Origin of the sequence: Bradyrhizobium sp. Ce-3 (assembly GCF_022835695.1) — a bacterium.
Taxonomy (GTDB): Bacteria; Pseudomonadota; Alphaproteobacteria; order Rhizobiales; family Xanthobacteraceae; genus Bradyrhizobium.
In genome coordinates, this window is record NZ_BQUV01000002.1 from 414,904 (window position 1) to 437,263 (window position 22,360).

Genomic DNA, 22,360 nt, shown 5'->3' on the forward strand with positions numbered 1-22,360 from the left:
CTGCATACGTTCCAGTTCAGGGAGAGCGGCCATGTTGAAGATTTTCGTGCAGGAAGCTGCAGCGCTGGCATCGATCACGCTGTTCGTCGGGATGATCGCGGTGTGGGCCCAGCTGATCACCCAGTTCTGAAAATGCACCCGCGGCCAGGGGCATAGCTGCGCCCTTGGGGAAAAGCGGGACGACCTGCCGCCGCGCCGCCTTCGGCGTGGACTTGGCCGGGCCGAGGCCCCACGATGGGGGATGCGAGTCGGTCTGATGCTTTCGAGTTCCGGCTTTGGACTCGCGTCATCCCTGACTTCAAGAGATCCCGTAAGCAGCCATGCCGAATGCCGGATTCGTTCATCTTCACGTCCATTCCGCCTATTCGCTGCTGAAGGGCTCGATCAAGATCGCCAAGCTCGGCGAACTTGCGAAGGCCGACCGCCAGCCGGCGCTGGCGCTCACCGATACCGACAACATGTTCGGGGCGCTGGAATTCTCCGACAAGATGGCCGGCTACGGCATCCAGCCGATCGTCGGCTGCGAGGTTGCGGTGGATTTCGGCGACGTCGACCCGAACACGCGGAGCATCCTGGCGACGACGGGACCGACACGGATCGTGCTGCTGGCGGCGCGCGAGCGCGGCTACCAGAACCTGATGCGGCTCAATTCGCGGGCGTTTCTGGAGACGCCGGTCAACCAGACCCCGCATATCAAGTTCGACTGGCTCATCGATAACGCTGAAGGCCTGATCGCGCTGACCGGCGGTCCCGACGGGCCGATCGCGCTGGCGCTGCGCGCCGAGCAGGCGGCGCTGGCGGCGACCCGTTGCGAGCGCCTGGCGAGCCTGTTCGGCGATCGCCTCTACATCGAATTGCAGCGCCATGGCATCGACAAGGAGCGCCGCACCGAGGGCGGCCTGATCGATCTCGCCTATGCGAAGGGCCTGCCGCTGGTTGCGACCAACGAGCCGTATTTCGCCAGCAGCGACGACTACGAATCGCATGATGCGCTGCTGTGCATCGCCGGCGGCCATCTGATCGCCGAGACCAACCGCGAGCAATTGACTCCCGATCACCGCTTCAAGAGCCGTGCGGAAATGGCGGTGCTGTTCGCCGATATTCCGGAGGCGCTGGCCTCGACGGTGGAGATCGCCGAGCGCTGCTCGTTCCGCCCGAAGACACGCAAGCCGATCCTGCCGTTCTTCACGGTCGGCGGCGCCGCCAGCGCCGACGCGGCCGCCGACGAGGCCGCCGAGCTGAAGCGTCAGGCCGAGGAGGGGCTTGCCAATCGCCTGCGGGTGCACGGTCTGTCGCCGGGCATGACCGAGGAGGACTACAGCAAGCGCCTGGCCTTCGAGCTCGACGTAATCATGCGGATGAAATACGCGGGCTACTTCCTGATCGTCTCGGACTTCATCAAATGGGCCAAGGCGCAGGGCATTCCGGTCGGACCGGGCCGCGGCTCCGGTGCCGGCTCGCTGGTCGCCTGGGTGCTCACCATCACCGACCTCGATCCGATGCGCTTCGCCTTGCTGTTCGAGCGCTTCCTCAATCCCGAACGCGTCTCGATGCCGGACTTCGACATCGACTTCTGCCAGGACCGCCGCGGCGAGGTGATCCAGTATGTGCAGGAGCGCTACGGCCGCGACCAGGTGGCGCAGATCATCACCTTCGGTACGCTGCAGGCGCGCGGCGTGCTGCGCGACGTCGGGCGCGTGCTGCAGATGCCGTACGGGCAGGTCGACAAGCTGACCAAGCTGGTGCCGCAAAATCCCGCGGCGCCCGTGACGCTGGCGCAGGCGATCGAGGGCGAGCCGAAGCTGCAGGCATTCCGCGACGAGGATCCGGTGGTGGCGCGTGCGTTCGACATCGCACAGCGCCTCGAGGGTTTGACGCGCCACGCCTCGACGCATGCCGCGGGTATCGTGATCGGCGACCGGCCGCTGAGCGAGCTGGTGCCGATGTACCGCGATCCGAAATCCGACATGCCGGTGACCCAGTTCAACATGAAATGGGTCGAGCCGGCAGGCCTCGTCAAGTTCGACTTCCTCGGCCTCAAGACGCTGACGGTGCTCGACGTCGCGGTGAAGCTGCTCAAGCAGCGCGACGTCCACGTCGACCTCGCGACGCTGCCGATCGACGACGCGCCGAGCTACCAGATGCTGGCGCGGGGCGATGTCGTCGGCGTGTTCCAGGTGGAAAGCCAGGGCATGCGGCGCGCGCTGATCGACATGCGGCCCGACCGCTTCGAGGACATCATCGCGCTGGTGGCGCTGTATCGCCCGGGCCCGATGGCGAACATCCCGACCTATTGCGCGCGCAAGCATGGCGACGAGGAGTCGGAATATCTGCATCCGATCCTGGAGCCGATCCTGAAGGAGACGTTCGGCGTCATCATCTATCAGGAACAGGTGATGCAGATCGCGCAGCAGATGGCGGGCTACTCGCTCGGCCAGGCCGACCTGCTGCGCCGCGCGATGGGCAAGAAGATCCGCGCCGAGATGGACAAGCAGCGCGACGTCTTCGTCGCCGGCGCGATGAAGAACGGGGTGTCGAAGGGCCAGGCCGAGACGATCTTCGAGCTGCTCGCCAAGTTCGCCGACTACGGCTTCAACAAGAGCCACGCGGCGGCCTATGCGCTGGTGTCGTATCACACCGCCTACATGAAGGCGCATTACCCGGTCGAGTTCCTCGCGGCGTCGATGACGCTCGAACTCAACAACACCGACAAGCTCTCCGAATTTCGCTCCGAGGCGCAGCGGCTCGGCATCAAGGTCGAGGCGCCCAACATCAATCGCTCCGGGCCGACCTTCGAGGTCAGCGGCAACACGATCTACTACGCGCTCGCCGCGCTGAAAGGCGTCGGCATCCAGGCGGTGGAGCAGATCATCGAGGAGCGCAACAAGAAGGGGGCCTTCACCTCGCTCGCCGATTTTGCCGCAAGGGTGAGCCCGCGCGCCGTCAACAAGCGGATCATCGAGAGCCTCGCCGCGGCCGGCGCCTTCGACACGCTGGACCCGAACAGGGCCCGTGTCTTCGCCGGCGCCGATGCGATCCTCGCGGCGTGCCAGCGCAGCCACGAGGCCGCGACCTCGGGCCAGAACGACATGTTCGGCAGCGCTCCGGATGCGCCCAGCATCGTGCTGCCGCAGGTCGAGCCATGGCTGCCTGCGGACCGGCTGCGCCGCGAGTATGATGCGATCGGCTTCTTCCTGTCGGGCCATCCGCTCGACGACTACGCGACCGCGCTGAAGCGGCTGCGGGTGCAGTCCTGGGCGGAGTTCTCGCGCGCGGTGAAGACCGGCGCGACGGCCGGCAAGGTCGCGGCGACCGTGGTGTCGCGCATGGAGCGGCGCACCAAGACCGGCAACAAGATGGGCATCATGGGCCTGTCGGACCCGACCGGCCATTTCGAGGCGGTCTTGTTCTCCGAGGGCCTCGCGCAATACCGCGACGTGCTCGAGCCCGGCGCGGCCGTGCTGCTGCAGCTTGGCGCCGAGCTGCAGGGCGAGGACGTGCGGGCGAGGGTGCTGCACGCCGAGCCGCTGGATCACGCCGCGGCCAAGACGCAAAAAGGCCTGCGCATCTTCGTGCGCGACACCAAGCCGCTGGATTCGATCGCCCGCCGTCTCAACATGCCGGACGCTGCGCCCGCGCCGGGCGGCGCCGCAAGGATGCCGGCGGCCAAGCCTGCGCCGGCAGCTGCGCCGCCGGCAGGTGCAGCCGATGGTGACGTCTCGCTGGTGATGATGCTCGACCTCGAAACCGAGGTGGAGATGAAGCTGCCCGGCCGCTACAAGGTCTCGCCGCAGATCGCCGGTGCGATCAAGGCGGTCGCGGGTGTGGTCGACGTCCAGACGCTGTAGACGACGATCGCGCCGACGCTGCGGAAAGCGCATGCGTATGGCTTAAGTGCTATTGCAACCAAACCGTGCCGCTTACTATGATCACGCCCGCTGGGAATTCCGGGGCGGGATGTTTGGACGTTATGCGGCCTTGCTGGCCGGTGTGTTGATGCTGTCGGGCTGCGTGAGCGATGGTGTCGGCACCGACTATGCGGCGATCTCACAGAAGTTCGGGCCGCCGAAACCGGGACATTCCCGTGTCGTCGTGCTGCAGGAAAAGCGCAAGGGTCTGAGCATGGCGATCTGTGCCTGCGACGTGAAGCTCGATGGCGACCCGATCGGCAAGATCATCGTCGGAAGCTACGCGTTCGGCGATCGCCCCGCCGGCCGGCATCAGCTGATCGCAAGCGAGGTGATGTTTCCCGGAGAGACCACCTACAATTTCACGACCGAGCCGGGGCGCACCTATTTCTTTCTGGTGAAATCAAGCGAACGGCATGATGCCGTCGCGGGCGTAACGTTGGTGGGAGGTTTGGTCGGTGCAGTGGTTGCCTCGGCCGCGACTTCGACCGCCGGCAATCCCGGGCCGGGGGATTTCGTTGCACTGGACGAGGCGACCGCGCGAACGACGCTGGCGGACCTGCAATTGGCGCAATAGGGGACGTGGGCGCTCTGGCCGGCCAGATTAGGCAATTTGGGCCAAAATGGGCCAGTTCCGGGGTGCAAAGGGCTGGTCCGGCCGGTGTAACTGGCCGTATTTCCTTGCTTCTGGCGCAAATCGCGCTATATACCGCGCCATCTCACACGGAAACATGGCTCAAAAGGCCGTCCGGTGGCAGCCGGGCCATAAGGCTCGTTTGCTCACACGTTTCCGGAGGAACCAACCGGAGAATTATCACTATGTCGCTACCCGATTTTTCTATGCGTCAGTTGCTTGAGGCTGGCGTTCACTTTGGCCACCAGGCCCACCGCTGGAACCCGAAGATGCAGGATTACATCTTCGGCGCCCGCAACAACATCCACATCATCGACCTCGCGCAGACCGTGCCGATGCTGCACCGTGCCCTGCAGGCGGTCAGCGATACCGTCGCCAAGGGCGGCCGTATCCTGTTCGTCGGCACCAAGCGCTCGGCGCAGGACGGCGTTGCCGATGCGGCCAAGCGTTCGGCGCAGTACTTCGTCAATTCGCGCTGGCTCGGCGGCACGCTGACCAACTGGAAGACGATCTCAGCCTCGATCAAGCGCCTGCGTCATCTCGACGACGTGCTATCGTCGGGCGAAGCCAGCTCCTACACCAAGAAGGAGCGGCTGACGCTGCAGCGCGAGCGCGACAAGCTCGATCGCTCGCTCGGCGGCATCAAGGACATGGGCGGTCTTCCCGACATGATCTTCGTGATCGACACCAACAAGGAAGACATCGCGATCCAGGAAGCCCAGCGGCTCAACATCCCGGTCGCCGCGATCGTCGACACCAATTCGGACCCGAAGGGCATCACCTATGTGGTGCCGGGCAATGACGACGCCGGCCGCGCGATCTCGCTGTATTGCGACCTCGTGGCGCGCGCCGCCATCGACGGCATTTCGCGTGCTCAGGGCGATTCCGGAATCGATATCGGTGCGTCGGCTGCGCCGGTGCAGGAAGACCTCCCGGCGGCTGCGCCGTCCGGCTTCCAGGGCCTCGCTGGTCCGCGCGGCACCGCCGACAACCTCAAGAAGCTCACCGGCGTGTCCGGTGCGATCGAGAAGAAGCTCAACGACCTCGGCATCTTCCACTACTGGCAGCTCGCCGAGCTTGACCACAACACCGCGCACAAGATCGGCGAAGAAGTCGGTCTGCCGAGCCGCGCCGATGCCTGGGTCGCCCAGGCCAAGACGCTCGCCGAAGCGGAATAAAGGTTACGCGGCGTGGCCGGGCCTCGCCCGGCCGCCGCTTCTATTCCACGAACAACGATTTCCCTGCTGCAGACGGCGGCGCCATCGGGCGCCGCGGTTTCTGTACAGGCAAGAAGGACATTGAACGATGGCAACGATCTCAGCAGCGATGGTCAAGGATCTCCGCGAGTCGACCGGCGCGGGCATGATGGATTGCAAGGCGGCGCTGACCGAAAACAACGGCGATATGCAGGCCGCGCAGGATTGGCTGCGCAAGAAGGGCCTGTCGAAGGCCGCCAAGAAATCCGGTCGTGTCGCGGCCGAGGGCCTGATCGGCGCGCTGACCTCCGGCACCAAGGGCGTGCTGGTCGAGGTCAATTCGGAGACCGATTTCGTCGCGCGCAACGAGCAGTTCCAGGGCCTGGTCAAGATGATCGCCCAGGTCGCGCTGCACAACAATGCCGACGTCGAGGCGATGAAGGCCGTCAAGATCGGTGATGCCACCGTTGAGGCCGCGATCAATGACGCGATCGCCACCATCGGCGAGAACATGACGCTGCGCCGCGCCGCCTCGCTGGAGGTCGGCAAGGGCGTGGTTGGCAGCTACGTCCATAACGCCGTGGTCGAGGGCGCCGGCAAGATCGGCGTCATCGTGGCGCTGGAGTCCACCGGCAAGACCGACGAGCTCGCCGTGCTCGCCCGTCAGCTCGCGATGCACGTCGCGGCGGCAAAGCCGCTGGCGCTCGACCCGGCCGGGCTCGATCCGGAGACCGTCAAGCGCGAGAAGGATGTGCTGGCCGACAAGTACCGCCAGCAGGGCAAGCCGGAGAACGTCATCGAGAAGATCGTCGATTCCGGCCTCAAGACCTACTACAAGGAGGTCTGCCTGCTCGATCAGGCCTTCATCCACGACAGCGGCAAGTCGGTCGCCCAGGCGGTGAAGGAAGCTGAGGGTAAGGTCGGCGGGCCGATCAAAATCGCTGGCTTTGTGAACTATGCTCTCGGTGAGGGAATCGAGAAGCAGGAAAGCGACTTCGCCGCCGAGGTCGCGGCCGCCAGCGGCAAGAAGTAACCGCTGACACCGAGGCATCCGGCGCCTGGCGCCGGAGGCCTGCCTGCGCGGGATGAGAAAGCGATCGCATCATGGCTGAGCCGATCTATCGTCGCGTGGTGATCAAGCTGTCCGGCGAATATCTGGCCGGCTCCCACGGCTTCGGTATCGATCAGCCGACGGTCGACCGCGTCGCCGACGACCTGATCGCGGCCCGAAAGCTCGGCATCGAGGTCGCCGTCGTGATCGGCGGCGGCAACATCGTCCGCGGCGTCGAGGTCTCCTCTCGCGGCGTGTCCCGGCCGACCGGCGACACCATGGGCATGCTGGCAACCATGATGAACTGCCTCGCGCTCGAGGCGGCGATCGAGCGCAAGGGCAACCCGGCGCGGACCTTGTCGGCGTTCGTGATGCCGGAGATTTCCGAGCTGTTCACCCGTACTGCGGCGCACAAATATCTCGCCGAGGGACGCATCGTCCTGCTCGGCGGTGGAACCGGCAACCCGTTCTTCACCACCGATACCACCGCCGTGCTGCGCGCAGCCGAAATCGGCGCGCAGGCGGTGCTGAAAGCCACCAATGTCGACGGCGTCTACAGCGCCGATCCGAAGAAGGACCCCAAAGCCAAGCGCTTCGACCGCCTGACCCATTCGCAGGCGATCGAGGGCGGCTACAAGGTCATGGACGCGACCGCTTTCGCGCTTGCCCGCGAGACGTCGCTGCCTATCATCGTGTTCTCGATCGCGGAGCCCGGTTCGATCGGTGCGATTCTGCGCGGGTCCGGACACGGCACGGTCGTCGCCGGCTGATTGCCGCGCCTCCGGATCCAGACTTTGGACCCGAGGGCGTCGACAGCCGGTTTCTAGTGAAAGGGAGAAGCGTCATGGCCGCAGCTGGTTTTGACATCAACGACGTGAAGCGCCGCATGCAGGGCGCCACGCAATCGCTCAAGCACGAGCTCGGCGGCCTTCGTACCGGCCGCGCCGCGGCCTCCATGCTGGAGCCGGTCCAGGTCGAGGCTTACGGCTCGCATATGCCGCTCAACCAGGTTGCGACCATCAGCGTGCCCGAGCCGCGGCTGCTCTCGGTGCAGGTCTGGGACAAGACGATGGTGAAGGCGGTCGAAAAGGCGATCGTCGATTCCAACCTCGGCCTGTCGCCGGCGACCGAAGGTCAGGTGCTGCGCCTGCGGATTCCCGAACTCAACGAGGAGCGCCGCAAGGAGCTCGTCAAGGTCGCGCATAAATACGCGGAAGCGGCCAAGGTCGCCGTGCGCCACGTGCGCCGCGACGGCCTCGACGTGATCAAGAAGCTCGAGAAGAATCACGAGATCTCCGAGGACGATCAGGAGCGGTTGTCGAACGAGGTGCAGAAGGCGACCGACGGCATGATCGCCGAAGTCGACCAGCTGCTCGCCGCCAAGGAAAAGGAAATCCTGACGGTCTGAAGGCCTACGGGAACGAGCCGATGTCGAATGCCGCCGCCCCAGCAACTGACGGACCGGATCGCTCCGGCGGCCCGTTGCATGTGGCCGTTATCATGGACGGCAACGGGCGCTGGGCCGCTTCGCGCGGCCTGCCGCGCGTCGAGGGCCATCGCCGCGGCGTCGAGGCGCTGCGCCGCGTGGTCCGTGCGGCCCATGAGCTCGGCATCGTCTATCTCACGATCTTCTCGTTCAGCTCCGAGAACTGGTCGCGGCCGGCGAGCGAGATCGGTGATCTGTTCGGCCTGCTGCGCCGCTTCATCCGCAACGATCTGGCGACGCTGCATCGGGACGGGGTGCGGGTGCGCGTGATCGGCGAGCGTGACGGGCTCGATGCCGACATCTGCGCGTTGCTCAACGAGGCCGAGGAGCTGACGCGGAATAACGTCAAGCTCAACCTCGTGGTCGCCTTCAACTACGGTTCGCGCGCGGAGATCGCAGCAGCCGCGCGGCGTCTTGCGCGTGAGGTCGCCGAAGGCAAGCGCGACGCCAATTCGATCGATGCCGACACGCTCGGGCAATATCTCGATGCGCCCGATATTCCGGATCCGGATCTGATCATCCGCACCAGCGGTGAGCAGCGGCTGTCGAACTTCCTGATGTGGCAGGCCGCCTATAGCGAACTCGTGTTCGTGCCGATCCACTGGCCGGATTTCGACAAGGCGGCGCTCGAAGGCGCGATCGCGGAATACGGCAAGCGCGAGCGCCGGTTCGGCGGCCTTGCCGCGAAAACCGGCTCGTGACCGAGGGCGAAGCCGCGTCGGCGGCAGCAAGCGAACAGGCGCCGGCGGCGACGAGCGAGCAGGGGTCGCGCAACCTCGTGATGCGGGTGGTGGCCGCGCTGGTGCTGGCGCCGACCGCGATCGCACTGGCTTACCTGGGTGGCGTCGCGTGGTCGCTGCTGGTGACGGTGGTGGCGATCGGATTGTACGTGGAATGGCTCGTTGTCACCGGGCTCGGGCGGGACCTGCGCGTCACGGTGCCTGGTGCTCTCGCGCTGCTGCTTGGCGGGCTTTGCCTGATGGCCGGCCGCATCGATGCGGCCCTGGACGTGCTCTTGGTCGGTGTGGTTGCCGTGGCACTGACGTCGGGCGCGCGGCGCGGCTGGGCCATCGCGGGATTGCTCTATGCGGCGGGGGCCGAGATCGCATCGGTATTGTTGCGCGCCGATACGGCGAAGGGCTTTGCCGCGCTGATGTTCGTGCTGCTGATCGTGTGGGTCACCGATATCGGCGGCTATTTCGCTGGGCGCGGCATCGGCGGGCCGAAGCTCTGGCCGCGCGTCAGCCCGAAGAAGACCTGGGCCGGCGCGGTCGGCGGCTTCGCGGCGAGCCTGCTTGTCGCGGCCGGCTTTGCCGCTCTCGAGCTCGGAACGACCGGGCCGCTGCTCGTACTCGGCGCCGTGTTGTCGGTGGTCTCGCAACTCGGCGATCTCTTCGAATCCGCGGTGAAGCGGCGGTTCGGGGTGAAGGACTCGAGCCACATCATTCCCGGCCATGGCGGCCTCCTGGACCGCCTGGACGGCTTTGTCGCGGCCGTCATTGTGGCGGCGATTTTCGGCTTTCTCCGTGGTGGCGCCGATGGCGTCGGACGCGGTCTTATGGTTTGGTGATGAGATGAGCGCAGTTCCGTTGCGTAACAACAAGGCCGTGGCGGCATCCGCCGTGCGGACCGTGACCGTCCTCGGTGCCACCGGCTCGATCGGCGACAGCACGATGGACCTGCTGCGTGGCGCGCGCGACCGTTACCGGGTCGAGGCGCTGACCGCGAACAGCAATGTCGAGGGGCTCGCCAAGCTTGCCCGCGAGTTCGGCGCGCGGTTCGCCGCCATTGCCGATCCGGCAAAGCTTGCCGAATTGAAGGACGCGCTGGCCGGAACCCGGATCGAATGCGGGGCCGGGGAGAGCGCGATCATCGAAGCGGCCGCGCGGCCGGCCGATTGGGTGATGGCGGCGGTCAGCGGCGCCGCCGGACTGAAGCCGGCGCTCGCCGCGGTCGATCGTGGCGCCACCGTCGCTCTCGCCAACAAGGAATGTTTGGTCTGTGCCGGCGATATCTTCATGGAACGCGCCAAGAAGGCCGGCGCCTGCATTCTGCCGGCGGACTCCGAGCACAATGCGCTGTTCCAGGCGCTGGCGTCGGGCAACCGCGAGGAACTGACACGGGTGATCATCACCGCGTCCGGCGGGCCGTTCCGCACCTGGGCTCCCGCTGATATCGAAAAGGCGACGCTGGAGCAGGCGCTGAAGCATCCCAACTGGAGCATGGGGCAGAAGATCACGATCGATTCCGCCTCGATGATGAACAAGGGCCTCGAGGTGATCGAGGCGTCCTATCTGTTCGCGTTGTCGCCCGACGAGATCGACGTGCTGGTGCACCCGCAGTCGATCATCCACGGCATGGTCGAGTTCTCCGACCGCTCGGTGGTGGCGCAGCTCGGCACGCCCGACATGCGGATCCCGATCGCACACTGCCTCGGCTGGCCCGACCGCGTCGTCGGACCGTCCGCCAAGCTCGATCTCGCCAAGATCGGACAGCTCACCTTCGAGGCGCCGGATTTCGAGCGCTTCCCAGGGCTGCGGCTGGCCTATGACGCGCTGCGGATGGGGCACGGTGCGACGACGGTCTACAACGCCGCGAACGAGATCGCGGTCGCCGCGTTTATCGCCGGCAAGATCAAGTTCGGTGCGATCGCCCGGCTGGTCGAAGCGACGATGAACGATTGGATCAGGTCCGGGAATCAGCCACCACTGCGCTCGGCGGATGACGCGATTTCCGTTGACCATATCGCGAGAAATAAAGCTGCCGCCCTATTGCCTCAAATTGCCTTAAAGGCAACCTAGAGGGTTGGGGACGGAGCCTCATGGCTCTTGTCGAGGGAAAATCGAATGCCCGAGTATTTTCTTCATAGTATCAATGCGTTGAGCCATGGGCTCCTCGGTTATATCGTCCCCTTTCTGTTCGTTCTGACCATCGTCGTTTTCTTTCACGAGCTCGGCCATTTCCTGGTCGCGCGCTGGGCTGGCGTGAAGGTGCTGACGTTCTCGCTGGGCTTCGGGCCGGAGCTTGCCGGGTTCAACGACCGGCATGGCACCCGCTGGAAGATCTCGGCGATCCCGCTCGGCGGCTACGTGAAGTTCTTCGGTGACGAGAGCGAGGCCTCGACACCATCGACGGAGACGCTCGACGCGATGACGGCGGAAGAGCGCGAAGGCAGCTTCCATCACAAGTCGGTCGGAAGGCGCACCGCCATCGTTGCGGCCGGCCCGATCGCGAATTTCATCCTCGGCGCCCTGATCTTCGCAGGCATGGCGCTCTATTACGGCAAGCCGAGCACGATCGCCCGGGTTGACGGCCTGGTGGCCGAAAGCGTCGCCGCGAATGCCGGCTTCAAGGTCGGCGACGTCGTCGTGGATATCGACGGCAGCGCGATCCAGAGCTTTGCCGACATGCAGCGGATCGTAGCTTCGAACGCCGGTTCAGAGCTTGGCTTCAAGGTGAAGCGGGATGGCGCGATCGTTTCGCTGAAGGCGGCGCCGGCGCTGAAGGAGGTCAAGGATCCCTTCGGCAATGCCCACCGAATCGGCGTGCTCGGAATCGAGCACAAGGCTCAGGTCGGCGAAGCGTCCAGCGCGCCGGTCGGCGTCTTTGAGTCGCTGAAGATCGGTGTCGAGCAGGTCTGGTACATCATTGCCAGCACGTTCAAGTTCCTGGGGTCGCTGTTCGTTGGAACCGGCAATCCGGGAGAGGTGAGCGGGGTCATCGGAATCGCGAAGCTGTCGGGGCAGGCCGCCAGCGCCGGGTTCCAGTTTGTCATCAATCTTTGCGCCATCCTGTCGGTCTCGATCGGCCTGTTGAACCTGTTCCCGATTCCGCTGCTGGATGGCGGACACCTGCTGTTTTACAGCGCGGAAGCGCTCCGTGGCCGCCCGCTGTCGGAGCGGACGCAGGAGGTGGGTTTCCGAATCGGCCTGGGTTTGGTTCTGATGCTGATGGTGTTTGCGACCTATAACGACATCCTCAGGATCGCCGGGTCCTGAAACAGGCTTTTTTGTGGCGTTGCCGAAGGGCAACGTCTTGGTATGAAAATGGAAATGTTCAGCTGTAGTAAGTTTGCCCCCTAGGCAAATTTGGTTACAAGCTGAGCGGCAGTTGGGAATCTGTCGGGTCGTTGGGGAACGATCTGGCATCGTTAAAGATAAGGGCGCGTCGCGCATGATGTTTGGAATGCGAGTGAGGGGGGGGCTGTTCGCCGCCTTGGTCATGTTCGCCGTGCCGGTGGCTGCCACCTTGGCGGCCGTAACTGCGCCTGCGTATGCGCAGAGCGTTGATTCGATCACGGTGGAGGGGAACCGCCGCGTCGAGCTCGAAACCATCCGTTCCTACTTCCATCCCGGACCGGGCGGTCGGCTGGGTCAGGCCCAGATCGACGACGGTCTGAAGGCGCTGATCGAGACCGGCCTGTTTCAGGACGTCCATATCGATCAACGGGGCGGGCGCCTCGTCGTCGTGGTGGTCGAGAACCCGGTGATCGGCCGCGTTGCCTTCGAGGGCAACAAGAAGATCAAGGACGAGCAGCTCACCGCCGAAGTCCAGTCCAAGCCGCGCGGCACCTTCTCGCGCCCGATGGTCCAGTCGGACGCGCTGCGCATCGCCGAAATCTACCGCCGCTCCGGCCGCTACGACGTGCGGGTCAATCCGCAGATCATCGAGCAGCCGAACAACCGCGTCGACCTGATCTTCGAAGTCAATGAGGGCGTGAAGACCGGCGTGCGCTCGATCGAATTCATGGGCAACAACGCCTATTCGGCCTCCCGCCTGCGCGACGTCATCAAGACCCGCGAATCGAACCTGCTGAGCTTCCTCGGCGGCAACGACGTCTACGATCCGGACCGGGTCGAGGCCGACCGTGACCTGCTGCGCCGCTTCTACCTCAAGAACGGCTATGCCGACGTCCAGGTCGTGGCCGCGCTGACCGAATACGATCCCGACAAGAAGGGCTTCCTGGTCACCTTCAAGATCGAAGAGGGACAGCAGTATCGCGTCGCATCCGTCAACTTCACCTCGTCGATCAATACGCTCGATCCGAACGCGCTGCGCTCGTACTCGCGCGTCAATGTCGGCTCGCTCTACAACGCCGAGGCGCTGGAGAAGTCCGTCGAAGAGATGCAGATCGAAGCGTCGCGTCGCGGCTACGCCTTTGCGGTGGTCCGGCCGCGCGGCGATCGCAATTTCGACAATCACACGGTGTCGATCACCTTCGCGATCGACGAAGGTCCGCGCACCTATATCGAGCGCATCAACATCCGCGGCAACAGCCGCACGCGCGACTACGTGATCCGCCGCGAGTTCGATATCTCGGAAGGCGACGCCTACAACCGCGCGCTGGTCGACCGTGCCGAGCGCCGGCTGAAGAACCTCGACTTCTTCAAGACCGTCAAGATCACCACCGAGCCGGGCTCCTCGAGCGATCGCGTCGTCCTGATCGTCGATCTCGAAGAGAAGTCGACCGGCGACTTCTCGGTGTCGGGCGGCTACTCGACCACCGACGGCGCGCTGGCTGAAGTCTCGGTCTCCGAGCGCAACCTGCTCGGCCGCGGCCTGTTCGCCAAGGCATCGGTGACCTACGGCCAGTATGCCCGCGGCTACTCGCTGTCGTTCGTCGAGCCCTATCTGCTCGACTACCGCGTCGCGCTCGGCCTCGACCTCTATCAGCGCCAGCAGCTGTCCAACAGCTACATCGCCTACGGCACCAAGACGCTGGGCTTCAGCCCGCGGCTCGGCTTCAGCCTGCGGGAAGATCTGTCGCTGCAGCTGCGCTACTCGATCTATCAGCAGGAAATCACCCTGCCGTCGACGCTGAACAACTGTAACAACATACCGACCCTGCCGGATGGCACGCCGAATCCGGCGTTCAATCCGAGCCCTGCCTATGCCGGCCTCAACGGCATCGACCTGACGTCGACCAACGGCCTCGGCTGCTTCTACGACGGCGAAGCCTCGCTGCCGGTCCGCAGGGAACTGGCGGGCGGCAAGACCCTGACCTCGGCGCTGGGCTACACGCTCAACTACAACACGCTCGACAACAACAAGAACCCGACCGACGGTCTGATCGTCGACTTCAAGCAGGACTTCGCCGGTGTTGGTGGCGACGTCAGCTACATCAAGACCGCGATCGATGCGAAGTACTACACCCCGCTGGTCTCCGACATCGTCGGCGTGATCCACGCGCAGGGCGGCATCCTGAACAAGCTCGGGAGCCAGGATCTGCGCATGCTCGATCATTTCCAGATGGGTCCGAACCTGGTTCGCGGCTTCGCGCCGAACGGAATCGGTCCGCGTGACATCAATCCGTACGGCACCCAGGACGCCATCGGCGGCACCAAGTATTGGGGCGTGTCGGCGGAACTGCAGATGCCGTTCTGGTTCCTGCCGAAGGAAGTCGGGCTCAAGGGCGCGGTCTATGCCGACGCCGGCGGCCTGTATGACTACCAGGGACCGACCTCGTGGGCGGCGACCGGCGAAGTCAATCAGCCCGGCTGTGTCAAGCCGACGAACAACCCGCCGACTCCGGGCACCTGCCTTGGCCTGTCCTTTGACGATAGCAAGGTTGTCCGTACCTCGGTCGGTGTCGGCCTGATCTGGCAGTCACCGTTCGGCCCGCTGCGCTTCGACTACGCAGTGCCGCTGACCAAGGGTGCGTATGACCGCACGCAAGAATTCCGGTTTGGCGGCGGTACGACGTTCTAAGGCCGCTGCTCGACCGGACTGCGACGGATGGAATGGCGCAGCCGATCTTCTACAAGAGTCCCCCTTCGTCAACGCTGGCTGAGATAGCCGCGCTGACGAAGGCGCAACTGGTCGACCCCGAAAGGGGTGCGCTTGAGATCAGGGGGCTGGCATCGCTCGACGAGGCCGGTCCAATGCATCTCGCCTTTTTCGACAATCTCAAATATGCCGACCAGCTCGCCGCGACCAAGGCCGGGGCCTGCCTGGTCAGCTCACGCTTCGAGGCACAGGTGCCGAAGGGCACGGCCGTGCTGCGGGCCGCGAAGCCGTTCTTCGCCTTCGTCGATCTCGCCCGCGAATGGCATGCCGATGCGTTGCGGCCGCAATCCTGGTTCGACACCGAGGGCATCGCGCCGTCGGCGATCATCGATCCCACCGCGCGTCTCGAGGACGGCGTGATCGTCGATCCGCTGGTCGTGATCGGCCCGCGGGTCGAGATCGGCGCGGGCACCATCATCGGCGCCGGCGCGGTGATCGGCGCCGACGTCAAGATCGGCCGCGACTGCAATGTCGGCGCCAAGACCACCATCCAGTTCGCGCTGATCGGCAACAACGTGCTGATCCACCCCGGCTGCAATATCGGCCAGGACGGCTACGGCTTCATCTTCTTCGGCCCGAAGGGCCATGTGAAGGTGCCGCAGACCGGCCGGGTGGTGATCCAGAACAATGTCGAGGTCGGTGCCGCCTCGACCATCGACCGCGGTTCCCTGCGCGATACCGTGATCGGCGAGGGCACCAAAATCGACAACCAGGTCCAGATCGGCCACAATGTGATCATCGGCCGGCACTGCCTGCTGGCGGCCCAGATCGGGCTCGCCGGCAGCCTGACCATCGGCGACAATGTCGCGCTCGGCGCCAAGGTGGGCATCAACAACCACCTCAAGATCGGCGACGGCGCCCAGGTGACGGCGATGAGCGCGGTCAAGGACGACATCCCGGCCAACGGTCGCTGGGGCGGGCATTTCGCCAAGCCGACCAAGCAGTGGTTCAGGGAAATTCTCGCGGTGGAGCGCCTGGTGCGCGACAACGAAGTCAAAGGCAAGGAACAGGAGTGATGGAGGAGGCACCGGTCAAATTCGAGCTCGTGGATATCAACGATATCCTGAAGACGCTCCCGCATCGCTTTCCGATGTTGCTGATCGACCGGGTGATCAAGATCCGCTCCGATTACAGCGGGATCGGCATCAAGAACGTCACCTTCAACGAGCCGCCGTTCCAGGGGCATTTCCCGGAACGTCCGGTTTATCCCGGCGTCATGATGATCGAGGCGATGGCGCAGACCGCCGGCGTGATCGGCATCAAGTCGGTCGAAGGCACCGCGAAGCCGCGCGCGGTGTACTTCCTCACCATCGACAAGTGCAAGTTCAGGAAGCCGGTGATGCCCGGCGACACCATCGAGTACCACATGCGCTCGCTCGGCCGCCGCAAGACGATGTGGTGGTTTCACGGCGATGCCAAGGTCAACGGCCAGGTCGTCGCCGAGGCCGATGTCGGCGCGATGCTGACGGACTAGGCTATTTTGCGCGGCGCCAACGTCACGCCGCGCGACAAGCGTAGCGGTCGTCCGCGCCCGCAATCCGCAACACGCGATTGAGGAAGACGCCCATCGATGGTGCGATCATCAGCGCGTCGTAGGTCTCGGCCGGCACGCCGCAATAGCGCTGGTAGCTGCCTCTGACCGCGACCAGCAGCGTGCGCTCGCCTGTGCTGTAGCAGACCCGCTGCACGATCGTGCTGCGATTGATGTCGCGGCATTCGAAGGTCGAGAGATCGACGGTCGTGCTGTTGCCGAGATCGACCGTCTCCGCGCCGATCGGCGCAGAGAACAGGCTGAGGATCAGCGCGGCGGCCCGGACCATGGACGTTTGCGACCTTCTCTTGCAACAGGCGGTCATGATACGTCACTGGACAGGGCAGGCAAAGTCGCGCTAACGACCGCCCAAATCGACAGCTTTGCGCCTTGATATAAGCTTGGCGCCATTAACGAATTCCGGATCGAAACGACATGAGCATGATCGACCCCACTGCGCGGATTGCCGATGGCGCTGTGATCGGGGCCGGCACCGAGATCGGTCCGTACTGCATCATCGGCCCCAATGTCGTGCTCGGCGAGAACTGCAAGCTGATCGCGCATGTCACGATCAGCGGGCATACCAGGATTGGTGCCGGCTGCGTCATCTCGCCGTTCGCGGCGCTCGGCGGGCCACCGCAGGATCTCAGCTATCGCGGCGAGCCGACCCGTCTCGAAGTCGGCGAAGCCTGCACGATCCGCGAGGGCGTGACGATGAACATCGGCACGGTCAAGGGCGGCGGGCTCACCCGCGTCGGCGATCGCGGCTTCTTCATGAACAACAGCCATGTCGGCCATGACTGCATGGTCGGCAATGGCGTGATCTTCGCGACGTCGGCAACGCTGGGCGGCCACTGCGAGATCGGCGACTTCGTCTATATCGGCGGCCTGTCGGCGGTGCACCAGTTCACCCGCGTCGGCTCGCAGGTGATGATCGGCGGCGTCTGCGGCGTGCGCGGCGACATCATCCCGTTCGGGCTCGCCAACGGCCAGTACGCGGTGCTCGAAGGACTCAACATCATCGGCATGCGACGGCGCCAGTTCACCAAGGCGCGGCTGGCCGTGGTGCGCGCGTTCTATCAGAAGCTGTTCCACGGCCCCGGCATCTTCGCCGAGCGGCTGGCTTCGGTGCAGCCGCTCGCGAGCGAGGATCCGGCGATTGCGGAGATCCTCACCTTCATCGAGGGCGGCAAGCTCCGGCCGCTCTGCCTTCCCGCCGATACCAACTGAGCAGGGGATGGCCGCCAGCATGACGTCAGCGGCTCCCTCGCTTTCCTCGCCGGTCGGCGTGATCGCCGGCGGCGGCGCCATGCCGTTTGCGGTCGCGGAATCGCTTGCCGCACGCGGCATCACGCCGGTGCTGTTCGCGCTGCGCGGCGCCTGCGATCCCGCGCGCCTGCAGCGCTTTCGTCACCGCTGGATCTCGGTCGGACAGCTCGGGCGGGCGACGCGGCTGTTTCGCGACGAAGGCTGCCGCGACCTGATCTTCATCGGCACCCTGGTGCGTCCGGCGCTGTCGGAGATCCGGCTCGACTGGGGTACGCTGCGCCTGCTCGGCCATGTGGTGCGCGCGTTTCGCGGCGGCGACGATCATCTGCTGTCGAGCGTCGGCCGCATCCTCGAACAGCAGGGATTCCGCATGGTCGGGATCAAGGATGTCGCACCCGATCTGCTGATGCCTGAGGGCGCAGTGACGCGCACGGCGCCGGACAGCGCAGCGCTCGCCGATATCGCGCGCGGACGCGGCGTGCTCGACGCGCTCGGGCCGTTCGATATCGGACAGGCGGCGGTGGTGATCGACGGCCACGTCGTTGCGGTCGAGGATATCGAGGGCACCGACGGTTTGCTCGCGCGCGTCGCCCGGCTGCGCGCCGAGGGCCGGATTCGCGCCAAGGCCGGCCGCGGCGTGCTGGTGAAGGCGCCGAAGAGCAGACAGGACCTGCGCTTCGATCTGCCGACCATCGGGCCGCGGACGGTCGAGGGCGCGGCAGCGGCAGGCATCGCCGGGATCGCCGTCATCGCCGGCAACACGCTGGCCGCCGAGCCGCAGGCGTTGATCGAGGCCGCGGACGCCAAGGGGCTGTTCGTCATCGGGCTGGCCGGCTGATGCAGGCGCACGGTCAAAGCACGCCGCGCAAGATCGTCCTGATCGCGACCGAGGAATCCGGCGACCGTCTCGGCGCGGCGCTGATGAGGGTGCTGCGCCAGCGCCTCGGCGATGCCGTGCAATTTTCCGGCGTCGGCGGCCGGCAGATGACCGGCGAGGGCATCGTGCCGCTGTTTCCGATCGAGGAGCTCTCGATCATGGGCTTCGCCGCCGTCGTCAAGCAATTGCCGAAGATCCTGCGATTGATCCGCCGTACCGCCGATGCCGTGCTCGCCGACGCGCCTGATATGCTCGTCATCATCGACAGCCCCGACTTCACGCATCGCGTCGCCCGCCGCGTCCGCGCGCGCAATCCCAATATTCCGATCGTCGACTACGTGTCGCCGTCGGTCTGGGCCTGGCGGCCGGGCAGGGCGCGCGCGATGCGGAACTATGTCGACCATGTGCTCGCGCTGCTGCCGTTCGAGCCGGAGGAATATCGCAAGCTCGAGGGACCGCCGTGCAGCTATGTCGGCCATCCCCTGACCGAGCAGCTCTCCTCGCTGCGGCCGAACGACGAGGAGCAGAAGCGGCGCGATGCGCAGCCGCCGGTGCTGCTGGTCTTGCCGGGAAGCCGGCGCAGCGAGATCCGGCATCATCTGGCGCTGTTCGGCGCGGCGCTCGGCCGGCTCAACGCGCAGACGCCGTTCGAGCTCGTGCTGCCGACCATGCCGCATCTCGAGGCGATGGTGCGCGAAGGCGTGGCGTCGTGGCCCGTCGCACCGCGGCTCGCGATCGGCGAAGTCGAGAAGCGCGCCGCGTTCCGCGTGGCCCGCGCTGCGCTGGCAAAGTCGGGCACGGTGACGCTGGAGCTCGCGCTGTCGGGGATTCCGATGGTGACGGCCTATCGCGTCGGCGCCGCCGAAGCGTTCATCCTGCGCCGCGCGATCCGGGTGTCGTCGGTGATCCTCGCCAATCTCGTGATCGGAAGCGATATCATTCCCGAGTTCCTGCAGGAGAACTGTACGCCGGACAAGCTCGCGCCGGCGCTGGCCGAGATAATCGCGGACACGCCCGAGCGTCTACGGCAGCTCGTCGCGTTCGCGACGATGGACGGGAAGATGTCGACCGGCGACCAGCCGCCGAGCGTCCGCGCTGCCGATATCGTGCTCGCGGAAATGGATCGCCGTTCAACCTAGCCGATCATGACCTCGTCAGCGGCGACACCCCATCGCAACGGTTCCGCTTGCCCGGAAGCGTTAGACTACGCTAATATTAGCAATAGCTAATATTGAAGCGGAGCGTCGTCATGAGGATCGATCCAGTTGCCTATGTCGGAGCCGTGGTTCGCGAGGTCGCGGTCCGGGAACGCGACGGCAGACCGGCGCGGGCGGTGATCGCGACCCGCAGCTACGACACCGACATCGACGATCTCTGGGACGCGCTGACCAGTCCGGAGCGCATTCCGCGCTGGTTCCTGCCGATCTCCGGCGACCTGACGCTGGGCGGCCGATACCAGTTTCAGGGCCAGGCGGGCGGCGAAATCACGACCTGTGAGCCGCCGCGCCGGCTTGCCGTGACCTGGGAGTCGATGGGCACGGTCAGCTGGGTCACCGTGACGCTGGCCGAGAATGGCTCTGACGCCACGCGCCTGGAACTGGAACATCTCTCGCTGATCGAGGGCGAGTTCTGGGATCGCTACGGACCCGGCGCGGTCGGCGTCGGCTGGGACCTCGCGCTGCTCGGGCTCGCGCTCTATCTGGCCATGGCGCCCGGCGAGGCCTTCGACCGCGCCGCCGCGGCTGCGTGGCCGGCCACCGGCGACGGCAAGGACTTCATCCGCCGGGCCAGCGAGGGCTGGTGCAAGGCCTCGATCGCGGCGGGCACCGAGGAGGCCGCGGCGCGGAGGTCGGCGGCAAATACCACGGCAGCCTATTGCGGCGAGCCGGAGCCGGGCAGCGGAGGCTAGCGACCTTGCACGCCTTCGACATCCTCGGCGATCCCGTGCGCCGCCGCATCCTGGAGCTGCTGGCGACCGGCGAGCACAGCTCGGGCGACGTCGTCACCGTCGTGCAGCGGGAATTCGGCATCACCCAGTCGGCCGTCTCGCAGCAGCTGCGGATCTTGCGGGATGCCGGCTTCGCATCGGTGCGCGCCGACGGCACCCGCCGCATCTATGCCGTGGAGCCGGCGCGGCTGCGCGAGGTCGACGACTGGCTCGACCGCTTCAGGGCGTTCTGGCTGCCGCGGCTGGACGCGCTCGCGACCGAAGTCGCCCGCGGCAAACGAAAACGGCGCCATCAGACCTGATGGCGCCGTTCCTGATTGCGCGAGAAGCGCAGCTTACTTGCGCTTGTCGATCGCCATGTAGTCGCGGCGCGCGACGCCGGTGTAGAGCTGGCGCGGACGGCCGATCTTCTGCTGCGGATCCTCGATCATCTCGCTCCACTGGCTGATCCAGCCGACGGTGCGGGCGACCGCGAACAGCACGGTGAACATCGAGGTCGGGAAGCCCATCGCCTTCAGCGTGATGCCCGAATAGAAGTCGACGTTCGGGTACAGCTTGCGATCGATGAAGTAGGGGTCGCTGAGCGCGATCTTCTCGAGCTCCAGCGCGACCTTGAGCATCGGATCGTCGCCGTGGCCGGTCTCCTTCAGCACCGCGTGACACATCTTCTGCATGATCTTGGCGCGCGGATCGTAGTTCTTGTAGACGCGGTGACCGAAGCCCATCAGGCGGACTTCGCTGTTCTTGTCCTTCACCCTGGCAATGAAGTCGGGGATCTTGTCGACCGTGCCGATGTCAGCGAGCATCGCCAGTGCGGCCTCGTTGGCGCCACCATGCGCCGGGCCCCACAGGCAGGCGATGCCGGCCGCGATGCAGGCGAACGGGTTGGCGCCCGATGAACCGGCGATACGCACCGTCGAGGTCGAGGCATTCTGCTCGTGGTCGGCGTGCAGGATGAAGATCTTGTCGAGCGCGTCGGCGAGCACCGGATTGATCTTGTAGTCCTCGCAAGGCACCGCGAAGCACATGTTGAGGAAGTTCTCGGCGAACGAGAGCGAGTTCTTCGGGTAAACGAAGGGCTGGCCGACCGTGTACTTGTAGGCCATCGCCGCCAAGGTCGGGATCTTCGCAATCATGCGGATCGAAGCGATCTCCCGCTGCTTCGCATCGTTGATGTCGGTGGAGTCGTGATAGAACGCGGCAAGCGCGCCGACGGCCGCGACCATGATCGCCATCGGATGGGCGTCGCGGCGGAAGCCCTGGAAGAAGCGGGCCATCTGCTCATGCACCATGGTGTGGTGCGTGACCATGTAGTCGAACTCCTTCTTCTGCGCCGCGGACGGAAGCTCGCCGCGGAGAAGGAGGTAGCAGGTCTCGAGGAAGTCGCCGTGCTCGGCGAGCTGCTCGATCGGATAGCCGCGGTATTCGAGAACGCCGGCATCGCCGTCGATATAGGTGATCTTCGACTGGCAGCTGCCGGTCGAGGTGAAGCCGGGGTCGTAGGTGAACACCCCGGCCTGGCCGTAGAGCTTGGCGATGTCGATGACATCAGGCCCAACCGTGCCGCTCAGGATCGGGAAATCGTAGTTCTTGTTGCCGATGGTGAGTGTGGCTGTCTTGCTGGATTTTGCGTCCATCGTGATATCCCCGATGAAATCGTTGCGAAAACCGACC

20 protein-coding genes are annotated in these 22,360 nt (G+C 65.4%); 18 read left to right on the forward strand and 2 right to left on the reverse strand.

Features of this window, described 5'->3' with window-relative positions; all coding sequences use genetic code 11:
- Positions 1-320 precede the first annotated feature (320 nt).
- The 13 genes from dnaE (at position 321) to fabZ (ending at position 16,535) form a co-directional block, all read left to right on the forward strand.
- Entirely contained in the window at positions 321-3,848 is a 3,528-nt protein-coding gene (gene dnaE / locus BRSPCE3_RS08345; protein ID WP_244065314.1) for a DNA polymerase III subunit alpha, read from the forward strand.
- A gap of 109 nt (positions 3,849-3,957) precedes the next feature.
- On the forward strand, positions 3,958-4,485 hold the full coding sequence (locus tag BRSPCE3_RS08350) for a DUF2846 domain-containing protein (protein WP_244065315.1): 528 nt from the start codon (positions 3,958-3,960) through the stop codon (positions 4,483-4,485).
- Between the two features lie 242 nt (positions 4,486-4,727).
- Positions 4,728-5,720, forward strand: coding sequence for a 30S ribosomal protein S2 (locus tag BRSPCE3_RS08355; RefSeq protein ID WP_244065316.1), 993 nt, complete (start codon positions 4,728-4,730; stop codon positions 5,718-5,720).
- Between the two features lie 127 nt (positions 5,721-5,847).
- Positions 5,848-6,771, forward strand: coding sequence for a translation elongation factor Ts (tsf, locus tag BRSPCE3_RS08360; protein ID WP_244065317.1), 924 nt, complete (start codon positions 5,848-5,850; stop codon positions 6,769-6,771).
- Between the two features lie 71 nt (positions 6,772-6,842).
- A complete protein-coding gene (gene pyrH, locus BRSPCE3_RS08365) occupies positions 6,843-7,559 on the forward strand; it encodes a UMP kinase (RefSeq protein WP_244065318.1) in 717 nt (238 codons plus the stop codon).
- Between the two features lie 74 nt (positions 7,560-7,633).
- Entirely contained in the window at positions 7,634-8,197 is a 564-nt protein-coding gene (gene frr / locus BRSPCE3_RS08370; RefSeq protein WP_166295940.1) for a ribosome recycling factor, read from the forward strand.
- A 20-nt stretch (positions 8,198-8,217) separates the two neighbouring features.
- Positions 8,218-8,976 carry an isoprenyl transferase gene (locus tag BRSPCE3_RS08375; RefSeq protein ID WP_244065319.1) on the forward strand — a complete coding sequence of 253 codons (759 nt, stop codon included), beginning with the start codon at positions 8,218-8,220 and terminating at the stop codon, positions 8,974-8,976.
- Positions 8,973-9,845 carry a phosphatidate cytidylyltransferase gene (locus BRSPCE3_RS08380; protein ID WP_375709873.1) on the forward strand — a complete coding sequence of 291 codons (873 nt, stop codon included), beginning with the start codon at positions 8,973-8,975 and terminating at the stop codon, positions 9,843-9,845. The genes BRSPCE3_RS08375 and BRSPCE3_RS08380 overlap by 4 nt, the downstream gene beginning before the upstream one ends.
- A 4-nt stretch (positions 9,846-9,849) precedes the next feature.
- Complete coding sequence (gene dxr, locus BRSPCE3_RS08385; RefSeq protein WP_244065320.1) at positions 9,850-11,076, forward strand: 1-deoxy-D-xylulose-5-phosphate reductoisomerase; 1,227 nt, start codon at positions 9,850-9,852, stop codon at positions 11,074-11,076.
- A 45-nt stretch (positions 11,077-11,121) separates the two neighbouring features.
- Positions 11,122-12,273, forward strand: coding sequence for an RIP metalloprotease RseP (gene rseP, locus BRSPCE3_RS08390; protein ID WP_244065321.1), 1,152 nt, complete (start codon positions 11,122-11,124; stop codon positions 12,271-12,273).
- Between the two features lie 175 nt (positions 12,274-12,448).
- Entirely contained in the window at positions 12,449-14,983 is a 2,535-nt protein-coding gene (bamA, locus tag BRSPCE3_RS08395) for an outer membrane protein assembly factor BamA (protein ID WP_244065322.1), read from the forward strand.
- A 32-nt stretch (positions 14,984-15,015) separates the two neighbouring features.
- Entirely contained in the window at positions 15,016-16,077 is a 1,062-nt protein-coding gene (gene lpxD / locus BRSPCE3_RS08400) for a UDP-3-O-(3-hydroxymyristoyl)glucosamine N-acyltransferase (RefSeq protein ID WP_244065323.1), read from the forward strand.
- Positions 16,077-16,535 (forward strand): 3-hydroxyacyl-ACP dehydratase FabZ, encoded by a 459-nt coding sequence (gene fabZ, locus BRSPCE3_RS08405; RefSeq protein ID WP_244065324.1) that lies wholly within the window; start codon positions 16,077-16,079, stop codon positions 16,533-16,535. The genes lpxD and fabZ overlap by 1 nt, the downstream gene beginning before the upstream one ends.
- Positions 16,536-16,557: 22 nt before the next feature.
- On the opposite strand, the gene BRSPCE3_RS08410 is transcribed toward fabZ, so the two are convergent.
- Positions 16,558-16,881, reverse strand: a complete 324-nt coding sequence (locus BRSPCE3_RS08410; RefSeq protein ID WP_244065325.1) for a KTSC domain-containing protein — start codon at positions 16,879-16,881, stop codon at positions 16,558-16,560.
- A gap of 146 nt (positions 16,882-17,027) precedes the next feature.
- Between BRSPCE3_RS08410 and lpxA the strand changes: the two genes are divergently transcribed.
- From lpxA to BRSPCE3_RS08435, 5 genes are all read left to right on the forward strand, one after another.
- Entirely contained in the window at positions 17,028-17,822 is a 795-nt protein-coding gene (gene lpxA / locus BRSPCE3_RS08415) for an acyl-ACP--UDP-N-acetylglucosamine O-acyltransferase (RefSeq protein ID WP_244065326.1), read from the forward strand.
- Between the two features lie 19 nt (positions 17,823-17,841).
- Complete coding sequence (locus tag BRSPCE3_RS08420) at positions 17,842-18,699, forward strand: LpxI family protein (protein ID WP_244065327.1); 858 nt, start codon at positions 17,842-17,844, stop codon at positions 18,697-18,699.
- Positions 18,699-19,877 carry a lipid-A-disaccharide synthase gene (gene lpxB / locus BRSPCE3_RS08425; protein WP_375709874.1) on the forward strand — a complete coding sequence of 393 codons (1,179 nt, stop codon included), beginning with the start codon at positions 18,699-18,701 and terminating at the stop codon, positions 19,875-19,877. Before BRSPCE3_RS08420 ends, lpxB begins: the two co-directional genes overlap by 1 nt.
- Positions 19,878-19,987: 110 nt before the next feature.
- Positions 19,988-20,647, forward strand: a complete 660-nt coding sequence (locus BRSPCE3_RS08430) for an SRPBCC family protein (protein WP_244065328.1) — start codon at positions 19,988-19,990, stop codon at positions 20,645-20,647.
- 5 nt (positions 20,648-20,652) lie between these two features.
- A complete protein-coding gene (locus BRSPCE3_RS08435) occupies positions 20,653-20,988 on the forward strand; it encodes a helix-turn-helix transcriptional regulator (RefSeq protein ID WP_244065329.1) in 336 nt (111 codons plus the stop codon).
- 33 nt (positions 20,989-21,021) lie between these two features.
- Here the strand turns inward: BRSPCE3_RS08435 and gltA are convergent, their stop codons facing one another.
- Positions 21,022-22,323, reverse strand: coding sequence for a citrate synthase (gene gltA / locus BRSPCE3_RS08440; protein ID WP_244065331.1), 1,302 nt, complete (start codon positions 22,321-22,323; stop codon positions 21,022-21,024).
- Positions 22,324-22,360 lie beyond the last annotated feature (37 nt).